A 16246-nucleotide genomic window follows, 5' to 3' on the forward strand; every position below is an offset into this window, starting at 1 on the left:
GTCGAGGTGCATAACAGGTCTTGGACACGCAGCTCAGAGCGTTGTTGACTCGGTGGTGTCCCGCAGAGGCGGCGACCGTATCGCTTGATAGGAGCACACCGATATGGGCAAGTACGAGAACAAGAACGTGGTGATCACCGGCGGCAGCAGCGGTTTCGGTCTCGCCACCGCGCGGCTGCTGGTGAGCGAAGGTGCGCGCGTTCTGATCACCGGACGTGACCAGGCCACCTTGGACGCCGCCCGTGAGCAACTCGGCGGCGACACCATCGCCGTGCGCAGCGACGCGGCGTCACTGTCGGACATCGAGGCGCTGGCCGACCGGGTGAAGGCCGAGTTCGGCACCGTGCACGCCGTGTTCGCCAACGCGGGGGTGAACGGGTTCGCGCCCTTCGAGGCGACCAGCGAGGAACTGTTCGACCAGGTGCTGACCATCAACGCCAAGGGCCCGTACTTCACCGTGCAGAAGCTCGCCCCGCTGCTGGCCGAGGGCGGCGGCGTGGTCCTCACCACCTCCGTCGCGAACGTCCTGGGGCTGCCGATGCTCAGCGCGTACGCGGCCAGCAAGGCCGCGCTGCGGTCCATGACCCGCAGCCTGGCCCGCGAGCTGCTGCCCCGCAAGATCCGCGTCAACGCGGTCAGCCCGGGGCCGATCGACTCCGGGATCCTCGACAAGTCGATGCCCAAGGAGGCGGCCGAGCAGACCAAGGCGCAGATGGCCGCGGAGAACCCGATGCAGCGGATGGGCACCGTGGACGAGGTGGCCAAGGCGCTCGTCTTTCTCGCGTTCGAGGCCACGTTCACGACCGGGGCCGAGCTCACCGTGGACGGCGGTGGGTCCCAGCTCTAGAGAAGGCCGCGGGCGTCGGAGCCCATCACCGAGCAGCCACGCCGACCTGCAGATCTCACCGCCGTCCTCTTCGTAACGCCGGCCGCGCAGGCCGCCTCCGGCAGCTACACCTACGTCACCCCTGCCGGGCAGGCGTTCCAGATGGTGGAGCTGACCGACGGGGCCGTCCGCTTCTCCAACGACACCACCGACACCGCGTTCCTGTACGGCACCACGGACTGCTCCGGCGGCTGGGGACTGGTCGGGGTCGGAGCCACCTGGGACGCTCCGACCGGCGTGCGGGCCTACGCCGTACGGCTCGGCTCGACGCAGTGATCGGCGCCCGACACCGTGTCAGCGGTCGCGTCAGTTCGGCGGCGGTCCGGTGTCAGGGTGGTCGGCGATCGTACTCGTCATGAACACTTCAGCCACCGCGGCCGGCGAGCCGCGCAAGAGGAACCACGACAAGATCGCACGACGGGTTCTCCGACGAACGGCCGTCACCGCACTCACGGCCTCGCTGCTGGCCGCCGCCACCGCGGGCGTGGCCGCCGCGGACAGCGCCCCCGCACCCCAGGCCGCCACGGACAGCACGTCCGCATCCCAGGCCGCCGCGAGCAACACGTTCGCGACCCAGGCCGCCGCGAGCGACACGTCCGCGAGCCAGGCCGGCGCCGCGCAGCAGCGCCCGGAGTTGCAGCGGGCGCTGCAGGCGTTCGTCGACGCCGGTTTCCTGGGGGTGCAGCTCCAGGTCGACGACGAGCAGGGCAAGTGGGTCGGCAGCGCGGGCGTGCGCAAGCTGGGCACGAACGCCAAGCCACCGGTGAACGGCCGGTTCTACGCGGGCAGCAACACCAAGACCGTGATCGCGACCGTGGCCCTGCAACTGGTCGCCGAGGGCAAGATCGGGCTGGACGACTCGGTGGCCGGCCTCCTGCCCGAGTTCGGGCTCGACGCCCGGATCACCGTACGGATGCTGCTCCAGCACACCAGCGGCGTGTTCAACTACACCGGCGACTTCGACCCCGACGGCTCGTGGGTGCCCGGCATCCCCTCGGCGGGCCAGGAGTGGCTGCCCAACCGGCTCCGCCACTACGAGCCGGAGGAACTGGTGCGGTTCGCGCTGTCCAAGCCGGCCCGGTTCGAGCCGGGCACGGACCAGAGGTACACCAACACGAACTACACGCTGGCCGCGCTGGTGATCGAGAAGGTCACCGGCCGCTCGTACGCCGAGGAACTGCGCCGCCGCATCTTCAAGCCGCTCGGCCTCACGGGCACCTCCCTGTCAGGCGACCGCGCGCAACTCCCCGGCCCGCACTCCCACGGCTACTACAGCTACGAGGACGCCTCAGGCAAGGAGCAGGTCGTCGACATCAGCCGCCAGGACGTCTCCCTGTTGTCCGGCGCCGGCGACCTGATCACGACCAGCCAGGACCTTCACACGTTCTTCTCCGCGCTGAACAGCGGCAAGCTCCTGCCTGCCGCGCTGCTGGCCGAGATGCGCACGCCGAACCCGACGATGGGGTACGGCCTCGGGGTGTTCGTGCAGAACCTCGGCCCGAACTGCACCGTCCTGCGGCACAACGGCAGCCCGCCGCACGGGTACGGGGCGCTGATGTACAGCTCGCCTGATGGCAAGACGACGGTGACCGGGGCTGTTACCTGGGTGGACTCGGCCACTCGGGGGCCTGCGGCCAACTTCCAGACGTTGGTGGACGGGCTGGCCAAGGAGGTGTTCTGCGGCGGGAAGAGTGCGGGTTGATGCCTGGCCGGTACGGGCTCGCGCTGGTCAGGGCGAGCCCTGCCGTTGAGGGCCCGTGGGCGGGTGGGGCGCTGGTGCCGCGCTCGCTATTCCTTGAGGCTGCGCAGCATCGGGGGGTGGAGGAGCTCGGCGGGGCCTCGGCGGTAGAGCTTGGCCGGGCGGCCGCCGTCTCGGGTGGTGGTGCCGCCTGTTTCCAGGAGGAAGCCTTCCGCCTTGGTGACCTTGCGGTGGAAGTTGCGGGGGTCGAGCTGGCGGCCCCAGACGATTTCGTACACCCTGCGCAGGTCGGCCACCGTGAACTGCGGGGGGCAGAAGGCGGCGCCCAGGGAGGTGTACTCGAGTTTCGCGCGGGCGCGTTCGATGCCGTCCAGCATGATGCGGCGGTGGTCGAAGGCCATGACGGCGAGTGAGTCGATGGGTTGCCAGCTCATGTGGGCCTTTTCTGAGGCCGGGAGGTCGGGGGCCAGGCCGAGGTAGGCGACGCTGAGGACGCGCTGGCGTGGGTCGCGGTCCGGGTAGCCGTACGTCTGGAGCTGCTCCAGATGGACCGGGGCGCCGGGGAGGCCCGCTCGTTCGGCGAGGATGCGGTGGGCGGCGGCCGGGAGGTCCTCGTCGAGCTGGATGAAGCCGCCGGGCAGGGACCAGCGGCGCAGGAACGGCGGGTTGTCGCGGCGCCACACGAGAGCGCACAGCGCCTGGTTGCGTACGGTGAGCACGACCAGGTCGACACTGACCGGGATGCTCGGGACCATGGCAGGCACGTTACACGGAGGATCACGAGCCAGCGAACCGGACGAAATGTGAGGCGGATGGCTGGGTCGCGCCTCGTCAGCCCCCCGCCGGCGTAGCGACAGCCTGAGTGGAGATCCGTACGTGCAGCGGCTCCGAGGTCCCCTGCCCCGACGGTATCTTCACCCCGATCTGCACCCATTCCCCCGCGGGCACCTGAGTCCAGTCGAACGGCACCCAGGCCGTAGCCATCCCCACCGGCAACTCGTCCTCGATCGGGTCCTCATCCAGCCACCCCACCGCGGAGACCACCATCTCCTTGGTCCCCCCGGACCACGTGACGGTGACGGTGCCGTCCTTGAGGTTGTAGCCGCGTACCTCGACCCCGTCCTGAACGTCACGGGGCCGCCGGATGGCGTCCACGGCGATGGGCCGCTGCCAGTCCTTCCCGATTTCGGTCTCAAGCGACGGCGATCCACAGGTCATGAAATCGCTCCACATATAGGAGACGATCTTCTGCACATACCGCCCGGCCATGGTCACAGCCTGATCCAGCCGCTTCTTGTCCGTCTTGCCCCGGGTCCCCGTCGGCGCACACGGCTGCTCCCCCGAAGGCTCGAACGCCTCCACGTTCGCCCAGAGCTCCACGTGATACCCCTGGTCGATCATCTCCTCACGAGCCGTCGCCATCTCGCGGTAATAGTCGCGCGTCGACCCGTGGTAGGCGGTGTCGTACGTGGACTCGCCCACCACCGGCCGCAGCCGCTCGTCCACCTCGCTGTCGCGTTCGTCGGGCCAGAACAGCCCGACCTTGCCGGTCCCCCGGCTGTCCTGCGGCGCGATGATCCCCACCCCGGTCTTCACCAGGGCCTTGAACCCCTCGGCCACCTGCTTGGGCGTCTGCCCGAAGGCGACGCGTTTGCGGGCGTCCAGGTAGGGGCTGATGAGGATGGGTTTGCCGAGCTCCTGGTTGACGATGGTGTGCTGGTCGGCGTAGACCTCCAGCGTCGGGTTGGTGGCCAGGGTGGCCGACATCTGGACCTCGAACGGCTGGTAGACGCCGCCGAGCGAGTCACGGCCGGCGAAGCGCACGCCGTAGTCCTGGAGGATGCGGCGGGTCAGGGTGGTGAGGGTGCCGAGGTGACGCTTCTCGGCTCTGATCTTGTTCTTGGAGTCGCGCGGGGCGAGCGGCAGCGCGGGGAAGACGCGCATGCCGAACTGGTCGGCCAGGTCGAGGAGCTGGGTGAGGCTGTCCTTGTCCTGGTTGGAGCCGGCCACGAGGATCATGTCGTAGGAGCGGGCCTTGCTGCTGAAGTCGCAGGTGGCGTCGTCGGAGCCGTCCGGCTGGGTGATGAGCCGGTAGTAGGTGCGCTTGCCCGCCTCGACGGCGTGCTCCATGGCGGGGCAGCGGAACAGGTCCTGGCCGAACAGCTCGTCGGTGCGGTAGACGTACACGCGGCCGATGCGGTTCTCCGGGTTGGCTTCCTGGAGGTCCTGGAGGGCGGCGTCGTGGCAGCTCAGGCCGTCCTCTTCGCACGACTTGTAGAGGGAGTCGACCTCGCCCTCGTGCAGGATCTCGCCGGCGTCGCTGACGTTGCGGAACTGCAGGCCGTAGCCGATCCTGATGATCGTGTCGCCGCCGACGCTGTGGATCTCCTGGAGCTGGGTGCGCCAGGTGCACGGGTTCGACTTGGGGGTGATCCAGTAGCCGGTGACGGCGTACGGAGCCTTCTTCTCCGTCTCGAACGTTCCACAGTCGTCGGTGAACTCATCCACCTTCGGCGTCGGCTCGGTGTTCGACGGCTTGGGCGCGGCGGTCGTGGACGCCACGGGGTCGGGGTCGCCGGTCGGCAGCACGATGATCACGGTGGCGATCACGGCCAGGATGGCTGCGCCCGCGACCAGGAAGAGCCAGCGCACGTTCAGGAACCTACCCGCCCTCGAAGTGTTACGGCTTGACCCCGGCCCAGGACTCGAGCTGTGCGACGAACCGCTTGGCGGAGTTGGGCCAGTGGTGGTTCGCGCGGGCCGCCGCGTATCCCCGCGCGCCCTGCGCCCGCCGCTCCCGTACGTCGTCGCGCAGCGTCAGCACGGCCTGCGCGACGGCCTTCGGGTCCTGCCACGGCACCACGACGCCGCTGTCGTACCGTTCGACCAGCTCGACCGCGCGCGGTGACGGGGTCGTGATGACGGGGATGCCGTGCGCCATGTACTCCACGATCTTGGTGGGCATGGAGTGCCGGTAGTTCGGCTCGTCGTGCAGCAGCGACAGCCCGGCCAGCGCCCCGTCGAGCCGCTTGAGCGCCTCGTCGTTCGGCATGAAGTCGCGCCACTCCAGCAGGCCTTCTGTGACGGCCTCGTTGAGCATGGCGCGGCTCTGCGGGTCGGCGTACCCGATCAGCTCCACGACCACCCGGTACGGCTGCAGCAGCTTGGCCACCTCGACCGCCTCGAACACGCCGCGGGCCCTGGACAGCCACCCGAGGTAGACGATCCGGTCGTCGCCCGGCGGGGTGACGGAGTCGGGCACCCACGTCTCGTTCGGCACGATGAGGTGCGCGTGCTTGAACCGGCCCGCGTACGCGGTCTCGGCCAGCAGCAGGTGCATGTGCCGCTCGGCGGTGCCTTCCAGCATGCGCGCCAGGAAGCGCACCGGCGGCCGGAGCAGCGACGGCAGCCACGGCTTGAGCGAGAGCGTGGCGGGGGTGTCCTCGTGGACGTCCCACACCACGGGCGGCCTGTTGCGGATGCCCCACACCGCGAAGAGCAGCTCGGGGTCGTGGATGAGGACGAGGTCGACCTTGTTGCGCATGCGCTTGAACAGCCGCCGGGCGGCCCACACCGCGGCCACCCGTTTGCGCTGGGCGGCCCGGGGCAGGTCGACTCCGGTGACCCAAGGTCTCGGAACGACGCCGTGCGCGGTGAACGAGGCGGCGTACGTGACCTCATGACCGGCATCCACAAGGGCACGGATCTGCCTATGCAGGATCCTCGCGTCCTCGGGGTTATGCACCACCGTCATGACGAGCACGTGCACTGCGCGCAGCCCTCCGTCGCTACAGCCGCTCGACGCGTTCACCCTCGGCGAGCACGCCGCGGGTGTCCAGCACGAGCTTGGCGTTCGCCTCGACCATGTCGAGGTCGAACGCGGCGTGCTGCTGCATCAGCAGCGTCACGTCCGCGTTGATCACGGCCTCGGCCAGGTCTTCCTCACGCGGCACCGGGGTGCCGTCCACCGCCCACTCCTTGACGTACGGGTCCGCGAACGAGAGCTCCGCGCCCAGCTCCAGCAGCGCACGCGCCACGGGCAGGGCCGGGGTCTCGCGCTCGTCGGCGATATCCGGTTTGTAGGTGACGCCGAGCATAACGACTCTGGCGCCGTTCACGGGCTTCTTATGCCTGTTGAGCAACCGCTGTACGCGGGCGACCACGTACGAGGGCATCCGCTCGTTGATTTCCTGTGCCAGCTCGACGAACCGGAACGGGTAGCCGAGCTTGCGCACGGTGTACGACAGGTACGACGGGTCGACGGGGATGCAGTGCCCGCCGACGCCGGGGCCCGGCAGGAACTTGTGGAAGCCGAACGGCTTGGTGGCCGCCGCCTCGATGGCTTCCCACAGGTCGATGCCGAGCTCGTCGCAGAAGATCGCCATCTCGTTGACGAGTGCGATGTTGACGTGCCGGTAGGTGTTCTCCAGCAGCTTGGCCATCTCGGCCTCGCGGGTGCCGCTGACGGGCACCACCTGCTCGATGAACCGCCCGTAGAAGGCCGTGGCGCGGTCGCGGCAGGTCGGCGTGTAGCCGCCGACGACCTTCGGCGTGTTGCGCAGGCCGTACTTGGGGTTGCCCGGGTCGATGCGCTCAGGCGAGAAGGCGAGGTGGAAGTCCTCGCCCGCCTTCAGCCCCGAGGTCTCCAGCAGCGGCCTGGCCAGCTCGTCGGTGGTGCCGGGCCACGTGGTGGACTCCAGCACGACGAGGGTGCCCTTGCTGAGGTTGCGCGCGACGGCCTTGGTGGCGCCTTCGACGGCGGACAGGTCGGGGCGGTGGTCGTCGTCCAGCGGCGTGGGCACGCAGATGACGATCGTGTTGCTCCTGGCGAGCACGGTCTCGTCGAGCGTGGCGCTGAACCCGTTGGCCAGCATGTGCTCGAGGTCGGCGTCGGTCAGGTCATCGATGTAGGACTGTCCGGCGCTGAGTGCGTCGACCTTGGCGGGGTCCACGTCGAGGCCCACGACCCGCAGGCCGGCGGCCACAGCCTCCTTGGCGAGAGGCATGCCGACGTAGCCCAGGCCGATGACAGTCAAGTCGATTTCTGTCACAGCTGTGCCTTTGGGAGCCGGAAACAACACTTCATGGTCGCAAAGGTTATCTCAAGTCCACCTAGCTCACGCCTAATGCGACCGAACCCGTCACAACTGGGAGGAAGATTCATGGTCATCATTCGGCAAGCGAGCGGTATAGGGCTTGATAAGTCTCGGCAACGCGGCTCCAGGTCCGCTTCGCGGCGACTTCTGCGCGGCCCGCCTCGCCCATCTCGGCGCGCTTGGCCGGGTCTTCCCGCAGCCCCGCGATCGCCTTGGCCAGCGCGGCCGGATCGCCCGCGGGCACGAGCTTCCCCGCGCCGTCGGAGCCGACCAGCTCGGACAGCGCGGGCAGGTCGCTGAGCACCACGGGCTTGCCGAGCGCCATCGCCTCGACGGGTTTCAATGGCGTAACAAGTCGGCAGACGCGCAGGTCCTCGCGCGGGCAGGCGAAGATGTCGATGGCGTCCTGCGCCTGCAGCGCCTCGTCGGGGCCGACGCGTCCCGGCAGGATCGCGGTGTTCAGGCCCAGCTCCTCGACCAGCTCCAGCAGGTTGGGCCGCTCGGTGCCGTCGCCCACGATGAGCACGCGGACGGGGGTGCGCTCGTCACGCAGCAGCGCCGCGGCCCGCAGCAGGGTGGCGAAGCCCTCGTAGGCCACGATGCTCGACACCGAGCCGACCACGATCTCGTCGTCGGCGATGCCGTACTCGCGGCGGAAGGAGGCCCCGTCGTAGTGCGCGGTCAGCAGCGAGTCGTCCACGGCGTTGGGCGCCAGGTGGATCTTCTCCCTGGGCACGCCGCGCTCGACGATCTCGGCGGCCATCGTCTCGGCCAGCGTGACGACGGCGTCGGCCTCGCGCATCAGGAACGCCTCGCGGTCGCGCTGGAGCACGTGCCGCTGACTGCCGATGCGCTTGGGGTCGCGGGAGGCCCAGGTCTCCTCCAGGAAGCCGCGCACCTCGTACACGAAGGGGGTGCCCGTCCTGTCGCGCACGGCGTGCGCGATGGAGCCGTTGCGGTGGTCGGTGGCGGCGTGCAGGACCTGCGGCCGCAGCTCGGCCACGAGCTTGGTGACCCGCTCGGCGCCCCTGATGATGCGGCCCTGCGTCTCGAACGGCATCTCGCGGTGCGGCTCGGGCAGCAGCCGGTGGTAGGGGATGCCGTCGAGCTCCTCGAACGGCGTCGCGTCCGCGTGCCCCTGCAGCATCGGCCAGCCCCAGCTCGTGACCACGTGCGGGTCGATGCCGGCGGCCTTCTGCGAGGTGACGATGCGGTGGGTGCGCACGGTGTAGCCGGCCTGCGTGTACGGCAGGGCGTTGGTGACCACGTGCAGGACCCGGTTCTGGACCCGGCTCAGTATGGCCACCTTGGGCCCCGGCGGGATCGGGTCCGGGCTGATCGCGGCCAGCTCGCCCCGGTAGTAGGCGGCCCTGCGCTTGACGAACGGGTACTTGGTGTGGGCCTCCAGCACGGCGGCGGCCTCGGTGACCCGGCCGGAGTCCCAGTGCTCCTTGGCCTCGTTCCACGGCCCCTTGACCACGCGCATGCCGAACTTGCGCACCATGCGCCGGGCCCGGCGGGCGGCCGGCCAGGCGACGCTGCCGACGAAGGGCCGCAACTTGGGCGGGAGGGTGTCGGCGGCGGCCTGGGCCACGCGCACGGGGTCTGACTTGACCTTCGTCATCACCACGCGGGAGACGATGATCGGGTGCTGGACGAATCCCTTGAGAAGCCCACCGACGCCGGCACGGGCGGACTTCGCGGAAACCCTGTCTGCGGAACGGGAGGAGTCTTGACGACTGGCGTCGGATGCCACGGTGGGACCGTACCATAGGCAGCGTTTTTTCCCTTCCGCTATGAAAGGCGAGGTCAATGAGGGAGAACCCCCTGGTCCTGCACGTATTGGGTGCTCGTCCCAATTTCGTGAAAGCGGCCCCGGTGGTGCGGGCACTCGGCGAGCTCGGCGTGCGGCAGGGCATCATCCACACTGGTCAGCACTATGACGCGCTGATGTCCGACGTCTTCTTCGCCGACCTCGGCCTGCCCGAGCCGGTGGCGAACCTGGGGGTCGGCTCCGGCAGCCACGCCAAGCAGACGGCGGCGCTGCTCGTCGGCCTGGAGGAGGTCGTCCAGGAGCACGACCCCGACCTGGTCGTGGTCTACGGCGACGTCAACTCCACGCTGGCCGCGATCCTGGTCTGCGCCAAGCTGGGCGTGCCGACGGCGCACGTGGAGGCGGGGCTGCGCTCGTTCGACCGGGGCATGCCGGAAGAGGTCAACCGGGTCGTCACGGACGCGCTGGCCGACCTGCTCTTCGCCACCTCGCCGGAGGCGCTGGCGTTCCTGGCGAACGAGGGGGTGCCCGCGGCCAAGGTGCACCTGGTGGGCAACCCGATGATCGACAGCCTGTTCTCGGCGCTGCCGACGCTGGACCCGGCGCCGGTGGTGGCGCGGCTCGGCCTGCCGGAGCGCTACGCGGTCGCCACCCTGCACCGCCCCGCGAACGTGGACACCCCGGAAGCCGCCAGGGAGCTGGTGGACGCGGTGCTGGAGGTCTCGCGGCAGGTCCCGATCGTGGTGCCGATCCACCCGCGCGGCAAGGCGCGGCTGGCGGAGGCGGGCCTCGTGGACGGCGAGTCGATCAAGGTGGTCGATCCGCTGGGCTATGTGGACTTCCTCTCACTCGTACGCGGCGCCGCGCTGGTCGTCACGGACTCGGGCGGCGTCCAGGAGGAGACGACCATGCTGGGCGTCCCCTGCCTGACCGTCAGGCCCAACACCGAGCGGCCGATCACGATCACGCACGGCACGAACCGCCTGGTCACGCCCGCTCTGCTGCCCGCGGCGGCGGAGAAGGCGCTGGCCGACGGCGCCGCGACGCCCGCCGGCGAGCTGCCGGTCCTGTGGGACGGCAAGTCGGGGCCGCGCATCGCGACGGTGATCGCCGCGTGGCTCAAGGGGGACAACCTGGCACCCGCTTCTCAGGGCAAACGCCCCGAATGATGGCGGTATCCGCCGTACTATGACTTACCTCTGCTGAAGCGATTGGCGTACCACCATGGCCGAAACCCCGGAACATCCCACTTACCAGCGACTCGGCCCCGTCAACTGGCTGCCCGAGGAGCGCAAGCTCGTCGAGCGGTACGAGGCGGAGGTCAGGGAGCTGCGCCGGCGGCTGGAGATCGCCGAGGCGAAGGCCGCGTACGCCAACTGGAAGCTGGAGGCCACGCAGGCCAAGCGGACGTTCAAGCTGGGCGAGGCCCTGGGCTCGAAGAGCCCGGGCAGGATCGTCGAGGCGGTGCGCTCCAGGGAGAAGGCGCCCAAGGCGCCCATCCCGGTGAGCCTGGCGACCGCCGCCGCCGAGAACCGGCCGCCGCAGGTCGAGGTGCCGGCCGTGAAGTGGCCGAACGGCCCGGTGAACCGGCCCGGCCTGAAGGTCGCGGTGATCCTGGACGACTTCTCCAGGATGGCCTTCCGCTACGAGTGGGACCAGATCGAGTTCGGCCTCAAGGACTGGCCGGAGATCTTCGCCGAGAAGCGGCCCGACCTGCTGTTCTGCGAGTCGGCCTGGCACGGCAACCAGGGCCGCTGGCGCTACCAGATGACCGGCACGAACGCTCCGAAGGACCCGCTGCGCGACCTGGTGGCGTGGTGCAGGAGCGAGGGCATCCCGACGGTCTTCTGGAACAAGGAGGACCCGCCGAACTTCGACTTCTTCATCGACACGGCCAAGCTGTTCGACTACGTGTTCACCTGCGACGGTGACATGCTGCCGAAATATCGGGAAATTTTGGGACACGACCGGGTGGACGTGCTGCAGTTCGCCGCCCAGCCCCGCGTACACAACCCGATCCAGCAGAACAAGGGCCGCCTGCACGACGTCGTCTTCGCCGGCATGTACTTCCGCGACAAGCACCCCGAGCGCCGCGAGCAGATGGAGATCGTCCTCGACCCGGTCCGCGAGCTGGGGATGCACATCTTCGCCCGCAACGGCGAGGTGGACGAGAAGTACGCCTGGCCGGAGAAGTACCGGCCGCACATCGTGGGCGAGCTGCCCTACGACCAGATGCTGGCCGCGTACCGGATGTACAAGGTCTTCCTGAACGTCAACTCGGTGCTCGACTCGCCGACCATGTGCGCGCGGCGCGTCTTCGAGCTGTCCGCCTGCTCGACCCCCGTCGTGTCGGGGTGGTCGCGGGCCATCGAGGAGACGTTCGGCGAGCTGATCCCGATCGCGCGCGAGCCGATCGAGTCCTACAACCAGGTGCTGCACCTGATCAACAGCCCCGAGCTGCGGGCCAGGATGGGACACCTGGCGATGCGCGAGGTCTTCGACAAGCACCTGTTCTCGCACCGCGTGGACCAGATCCTCCAGGACCTCGGCCACCACGTGACGCCCCGGTCGCGCTCGATCACCGTCGTGCTGCCCACCAACCGCGCCTCCCAGATCGAGCACGCGATCTCCTCGGTGGCCAAGCAGCTCCACCGGCCGCTGCAGCTCGTCATGGTGCTGCACGGGCTGGACATCGACCCCGTCGTGGTGGCTGACAAGGCCCGCATGGCGGGCATCACGGACGTCACCGTCCTGCCCGCCGACGCCTCGCTGTCGCTCGGCGCGTGCATGAACCTGGGCATCGCCGCCGCCGAGGGCGAGCTGATCGCCAAGATGGACGACGACAACCTGTACGGCGAGCACTACCTGTCGGACCTGGTGCGCTCCTTCGACTTCTCGGACGCGGAACTGACCGGCAAGGGCGCGCACTACGCCTACTTCGAGGGCAGCAACACCACCATGCTCCGGCTGCCCGGCCTGGAGCACCGCTACTCGTGGCTGGTGCAGGGCGGCACGTTCCTCGGCAAGGCGGACCTGTTCCGCGCCTACCCGTTCGCCGACATCACCCGCGGCGAGGACACCCACCTCGTGCGGCGGCTGAAGGAGGACGGCGTCAAGATCTACTCCGCCGACCGGTTCAACTTCGTCTACTGGCGCAGCGCCGACACCGCCATGCACACCTGGCAGGCGGACCACATCAAGCTGACCAGGAACGCCCAGTTCTCGTTCGTCGGCCGGCCGGACGCGCACGTCCTCATCTGACTCTGCTCGGCCGGATCCCGGTGCCGGTGACCTGGACACCGGGCCTGCCGATGCGCGCCGGTGCGGGGCTACGCCTTCACGCGGGCGAGGTTCTGGTCGGCCAGGTTCGCCAGCTCGTACAGACCCTGCGGCTTGACCCGCTGCCCGACCACCAGCATGCTCATGATCACATTCCCTCGCCTGATCATGACCGAGCCGATCTGCGCGTTGTTCTTGTCGCCCGCCGCCGTCGTCAGGTAGGCCCGCGACTGGTCGCCCTTGGCGGGCATGTCCAGCGTCTTGGTCTTGTACGTGACCTTCGTCCCGCCGACGTCGGCCGTGTAGTCGGCGCACTGCTTGGGCAGCGGCTCGGGGAAGGCCGCCGACGGCAGCGAGACCACCGCCTGGGTGATCGAGCCGCGGGCCGCCGAGAAGGCGACCACCGCGGCGGGCGACTTGGCCACCTCCGGTTTGGCGGCGTCGAGCTGGGCCGCCCCCGCGCATTCAGGGTGCTGCGCCCTGGCCTTGCGGACCGCCTCCATCCCCTGTTGGGTGGACTTGAGCGCGCCGAACGCGCCGATCTCCGGCCCGTACGAGACGCTCATGCCCTTGGGCACCGGCAGCAGCGCGGCGCGCAGCTTGGCGCTCTCGGCGGACGCCTGCGGCGGCGCCGAGGCGGCGGGCGCCTTGGGCTCCTCCGCGGAGGAGCATCCGGCGATGACCAGAGTGCTCAGAAATATACTCGGAATGGCTTTATGCATGGCCGCTCCTTTTCACTGCATGGACGTTGCACAAAACGCTAGAGCAAGCGGGGAGTGCGCAACCGAGTAACGTCGCTATTCGCGGGAATAAGCGGCTTCACGAGCGATTCCCGCTTCGCCGCCATGTCACTACCTGGGCCGATGCGGGCGAGCGTCACACCGACCGCCATATCGGCCGCGCGGTAATAGGGCGGGCAAAATGTTTCCCGAGGCCCTGCGCGTCCTGATGCGGCTTTTCTCCCGGCTGCTGATGATCGCGGCATGAGCTTCTCTCCGCGCGCGCTCGGGATGGACGTGCCCATCACCCGCAGGGACTTCTTCGACGGCATCGCCGTGAGCTGCGTGGCCGGCAGCGCGGCCCACAAGCCTGTCAGCGACTCACGGCCCTTCACGGTGCGCGGGGACACCAGTGAGGCGCTCAGCGTCGCGCACGCGCTGCGGGACGGCCGTTTCTGGGAGCACGCGGGCCCGCCCGTGCCGACGGGCGAGAGCTACGACCTCGTCGTGGTCGGCGCGGGGCGCGGCGGGCGCGGCGCGGCGGCCGAGTGGCTGCGCCACCGCCCGGGGGCGAGCGTCCTGCTGCTGGACAACCACGACCATCTCGACGAGCGCGAGCCGGGGACCGCCGGCTTCGACGCGGTGATGTGCGACGCGGAGAGCTTCGGATCCGACACCCTGGTCGCGACCGGCTCCCCCGGCTGGATCGAGCGGCTGCCGATCGCCGAGCGGGCCAGGCGGGAGCTGCGCCTGCTGCACGACGACCCGCCCGACTGGTTCCCCGGCGTCCCGGCCGAGGGCAAGCAGGAGCGGCTGGCGGGGCTGACGTACTCGGGGTTCCTGCGGGAGGTGTGCGGGGCGCATCCCGACGTGGAGCGGTTCTGCCGGACCATGCCGAGCGCCGAGTGGGGGTACGACACGCGGGCGTTCGGCGCGATCGACGCCTGGGGCACCGGGTATCCGGGGTTCGCCGGGCTGAAGCTCGGCGAGCAGCCGTCCAGGTTCAACTCGCCGACCGTGCGCGGCCGCTGGCACGGGGCCGCGCCCGCCGCCGCCGTGCCGGCGCTGGACGGGCGGGTGCGGGTGCGGACGTCCAGCCCGGTGGTGTCCGTGCGGGACGGCGCCGGGTTCGCGACCGTGGGCTACTTCGACGGGCACCGGGTGCTCACCGTGGCCGCGGGTGCGGTGATCCTGGCGTGCTGGAGCGCCGTGGTGCCGTACCTGGTGCCCGAGCTGCCGGCGGAGCGGCGGCGGGCGCTGCGGCAGGCGACGCGGGTGCCGCTGCTGGAGGCGGCCGTGCGGCTGCGTGACGCGGGCGCGTGGCGGCGGCTGGGCGTGCGGCGGGTGCGGTGGACGGGCGCCTACTGGTGCGCTTCGGCGTTCACGCCTCCGGACACCGTGCGGCTGCTGGCCACGCCGTGCCGGTCGGAGCTGGGGCCGGGCGCGGGGTCGGCGGCGGGCCGGCGGGAGCTGCTCATGACGCCGTACAGCACGCTGGAGCACACCGTCCGCGACCAGCTCGCCCGGCTGCTCGGGCCGGTCGGCTTCGATCCGGGCGGCGGCATCGCGGAGATCACGGTGCACCGGTGGGGTCACGCGCTGGCGCCCGAGTACTGCCGGCCGTGGCACGCGTTCTACCCGGACGGGCCCTTCCCTTCGGACGCGGCGCGGGGGCGGTTCGGCAGGATCGCGATCGCGGGCTCCGACGCCGTGCCCGCAGCCCGCGGCGAGGCGGCCATGGCGGCTGCTGTGCGAGCCGTGGAGGAGCTGACGCGATGAAGGCCCCGATGACGGCCCCGATGACGGCACTGTGGCTGCGGATCTTCCTGACGGGGCTGGTGCTGTGGCTGGCCACCGTCGTGGTGACCGCCTGGACGGGCAACTCCAACCTGGTGCCGACCGTGGTGCTGTTCGGCAGCTTCCTGGTGCCGGTGACGTTCGTGGTGTGGGCGTACGGGCGTGGGCGCTCGGCCGAGGTGACGGTCGAGCGGTTGTTCGTGGCCTTCGTGGTGGGCGGCGTGCTGGGCGTGCTCGGCGCGTCGCTGCTGGAGAGCTGGCTGCTGCGGCCGTCGGTCCTGGTGTACGTGCTGGTCGGCCTGATCGAGGAGGGCGTCAAGCTGGCGGCCCTGATCTTCGTCACCCGGCACGTGGCCAGGCGTGTGACCAGGGACGGCGTGGTGCTGGGCGCAACCGTGGGCTTCGGCTTCGCCGCCTTCGAGAGCGCGGGGTACGCCTTCAACGCCCTGTTCACCGCCGACGGCCTGTCGCTGACGCAGCTCGTGGAGACCGAGGTGCTGCGCGGCATCCTGACCCCTGTCGGGCACGGCCTGTGGACAGCGATCACGGGCGGGGCGCTGTTCCGCGCGGGCGGCAGGCTGACGGGGCCTGTCCTGCTGACCTATCTGGGCGTCTCGCTGCTGCACGCGTTGTGGGACTCGATGAGCGCCATCGCGATCGCGCTCACGCTGGTGCTGACCGGGCGGCCGTGGCAGTTCGAGCTGCTGCGCATCGGCCGGGTGCCGCACGTGACGGACTGGCAGGTGCACGTGTACACGGTGCTGAACTGGACGGGGCTCATCGTGATCTCGCTGGTCGCGATCGGGTGGTTGTGGACCACCGTGGTTACGGATCGTCGCGATCGGGGGATCTTGTCCCAATAATCACGGTAATGAACGTGTTCCTCCCACTGCGCCGGAAGCATAATCGGTGCTAGTCTCCTGTGCGATCTTCCGGAGGTGTATTTACACAAGGTGTGGAAATGCCCCCGACTCGAGGTTGGGACATGGGCTCGCG

At 69.8% G+C, this 16246-nt stretch carries 13 protein-coding genes; 7 read left to right on the forward strand and 6 right to left on the reverse strand.

All coding sequences use genetic code 11. From position 1 onward, the window contains the following. The first annotated feature begins 103 nt into the window (after positions 1-103). From FXF51_RS31130 to FXF51_RS31135, 3 genes are all read left to right on the forward strand, one after another. Positions 104-847 (forward strand): SDR family oxidoreductase, encoded by a 744-nt coding sequence (locus tag FXF51_RS31130; RefSeq protein ID WP_148438247.1) that lies wholly within the window; start codon positions 104-106, stop codon positions 845-847. Positions 848-988: 141 nt separating this feature from the next. Further along, a complete protein-coding gene (locus FXF51_RS61065) occupies positions 989-1162 on the forward strand; it encodes a hypothetical protein (RefSeq protein WP_187414665.1) in 174 nt (57 codons plus the stop codon). Positions 1163-1241: 79 nt separating this feature from the next. Beyond that, positions 1242-2588, forward strand: a complete 1347-nt coding sequence (locus FXF51_RS31135) for a serine hydrolase domain-containing protein (protein WP_148438248.1) — start codon at positions 1242-1244, stop codon at positions 2586-2588. Positions 2589-2674: 86 nt separating this feature from the next. Here the strand turns inward: FXF51_RS31135 and FXF51_RS31140 are convergent, their stop codons facing one another. The 5 genes from FXF51_RS31140 to FXF51_RS31160 form a co-directional block, all read right to left on the reverse strand. Next, complete coding sequence (locus FXF51_RS31140; protein ID WP_148438249.1) at positions 2675-3340, reverse strand: NUDIX hydrolase; 666 nt, start codon at positions 3338-3340, stop codon at positions 2675-2677. Positions 3341-3416: 76 nt separating this feature from the next. Beyond that, complete coding sequence (locus FXF51_RS31145; protein ID WP_148438250.1) at positions 3417-5237, reverse strand: DUF4434 domain-containing protein; 1821 nt, start codon at positions 5235-5237, stop codon at positions 3417-3419. 28 nt (positions 5238-5265) lie between these two features. Next, positions 5266-6354, reverse strand: a complete 1089-nt coding sequence (locus FXF51_RS31150) for a glycosyltransferase (RefSeq protein ID WP_148438251.1) — start codon at positions 6352-6354, stop codon at positions 5266-5268. A gap of 19 nt (positions 6355-6373) precedes the next feature. Then, a complete protein-coding gene (locus FXF51_RS31155; protein WP_262379953.1) occupies positions 6374-7621 on the reverse strand; it encodes a nucleotide sugar dehydrogenase in 1248 nt (415 codons plus the stop codon). A gap of 133 nt (positions 7622-7754) precedes the next feature. Further along, complete coding sequence (locus FXF51_RS31160) at positions 7755-9305, reverse strand: glycosyltransferase family 4 protein (protein ID WP_262379963.1); 1551 nt, start codon at positions 9303-9305, stop codon at positions 7755-7757. A gap of 188 nt (positions 9306-9493) precedes the next feature. Here FXF51_RS31160 and wecB point away from each other — a divergent pair, with 188 nt between their 5' ends. Continuing rightward, entirely contained in the window at positions 9494-10624 is a 1131-nt protein-coding gene (wecB, locus tag FXF51_RS31165) for a non-hydrolyzing UDP-N-acetylglucosamine 2-epimerase (protein WP_148438254.1), read from the forward strand. A 55-nt stretch (positions 10625-10679) separates the two neighbouring features. Continuing rightward, entirely contained in the window at positions 10680-12716 is a 2037-nt protein-coding gene (locus tag FXF51_RS31170) for a glycosyltransferase (protein ID WP_148438255.1), read from the forward strand. Between the two features lie 68 nt (positions 12717-12784). Here FXF51_RS31170 and FXF51_RS31175 read toward each other — a convergent pair whose 3' ends face one another. Then, positions 12785-13456, reverse strand: a complete 672-nt coding sequence (locus FXF51_RS31175; RefSeq protein WP_148438256.1) for a hypothetical protein — start codon at positions 13454-13456, stop codon at positions 12785-12787. 261 nt (positions 13457-13717) lie between these two features. On the opposite strand from FXF51_RS31175, the gene FXF51_RS31180 reads away from it, so the two are divergent. Further along, the gene (locus FXF51_RS31180) at positions 13718-15232 is read left to right on the forward strand and encodes an FAD-dependent oxidoreductase (protein WP_262379954.1); all 1515 of its coding nucleotides are present in this window, start codon (positions 13718-13720) and stop codon (positions 15230-15232) included. Then, entirely contained in the window at positions 15229-16113 is an 885-nt protein-coding gene (locus FXF51_RS31185) for a PrsW family intramembrane metalloprotease (protein ID WP_148438257.1), read from the forward strand. The genes FXF51_RS31180 and FXF51_RS31185 overlap by 4 nt, the downstream gene beginning before the upstream one ends. The last annotated feature ends 133 nt before the right edge of the window (positions 16114-16246 follow it).

Origin of the sequence: Nonomuraea sp. PA05, assembly GCF_008086045.1 — a bacterium.
Classification (GTDB): domain Bacteria; phylum Actinomycetota; class Actinomycetes; order Streptosporangiales; family Streptosporangiaceae; genus Nonomuraea; species Nonomuraea monospora.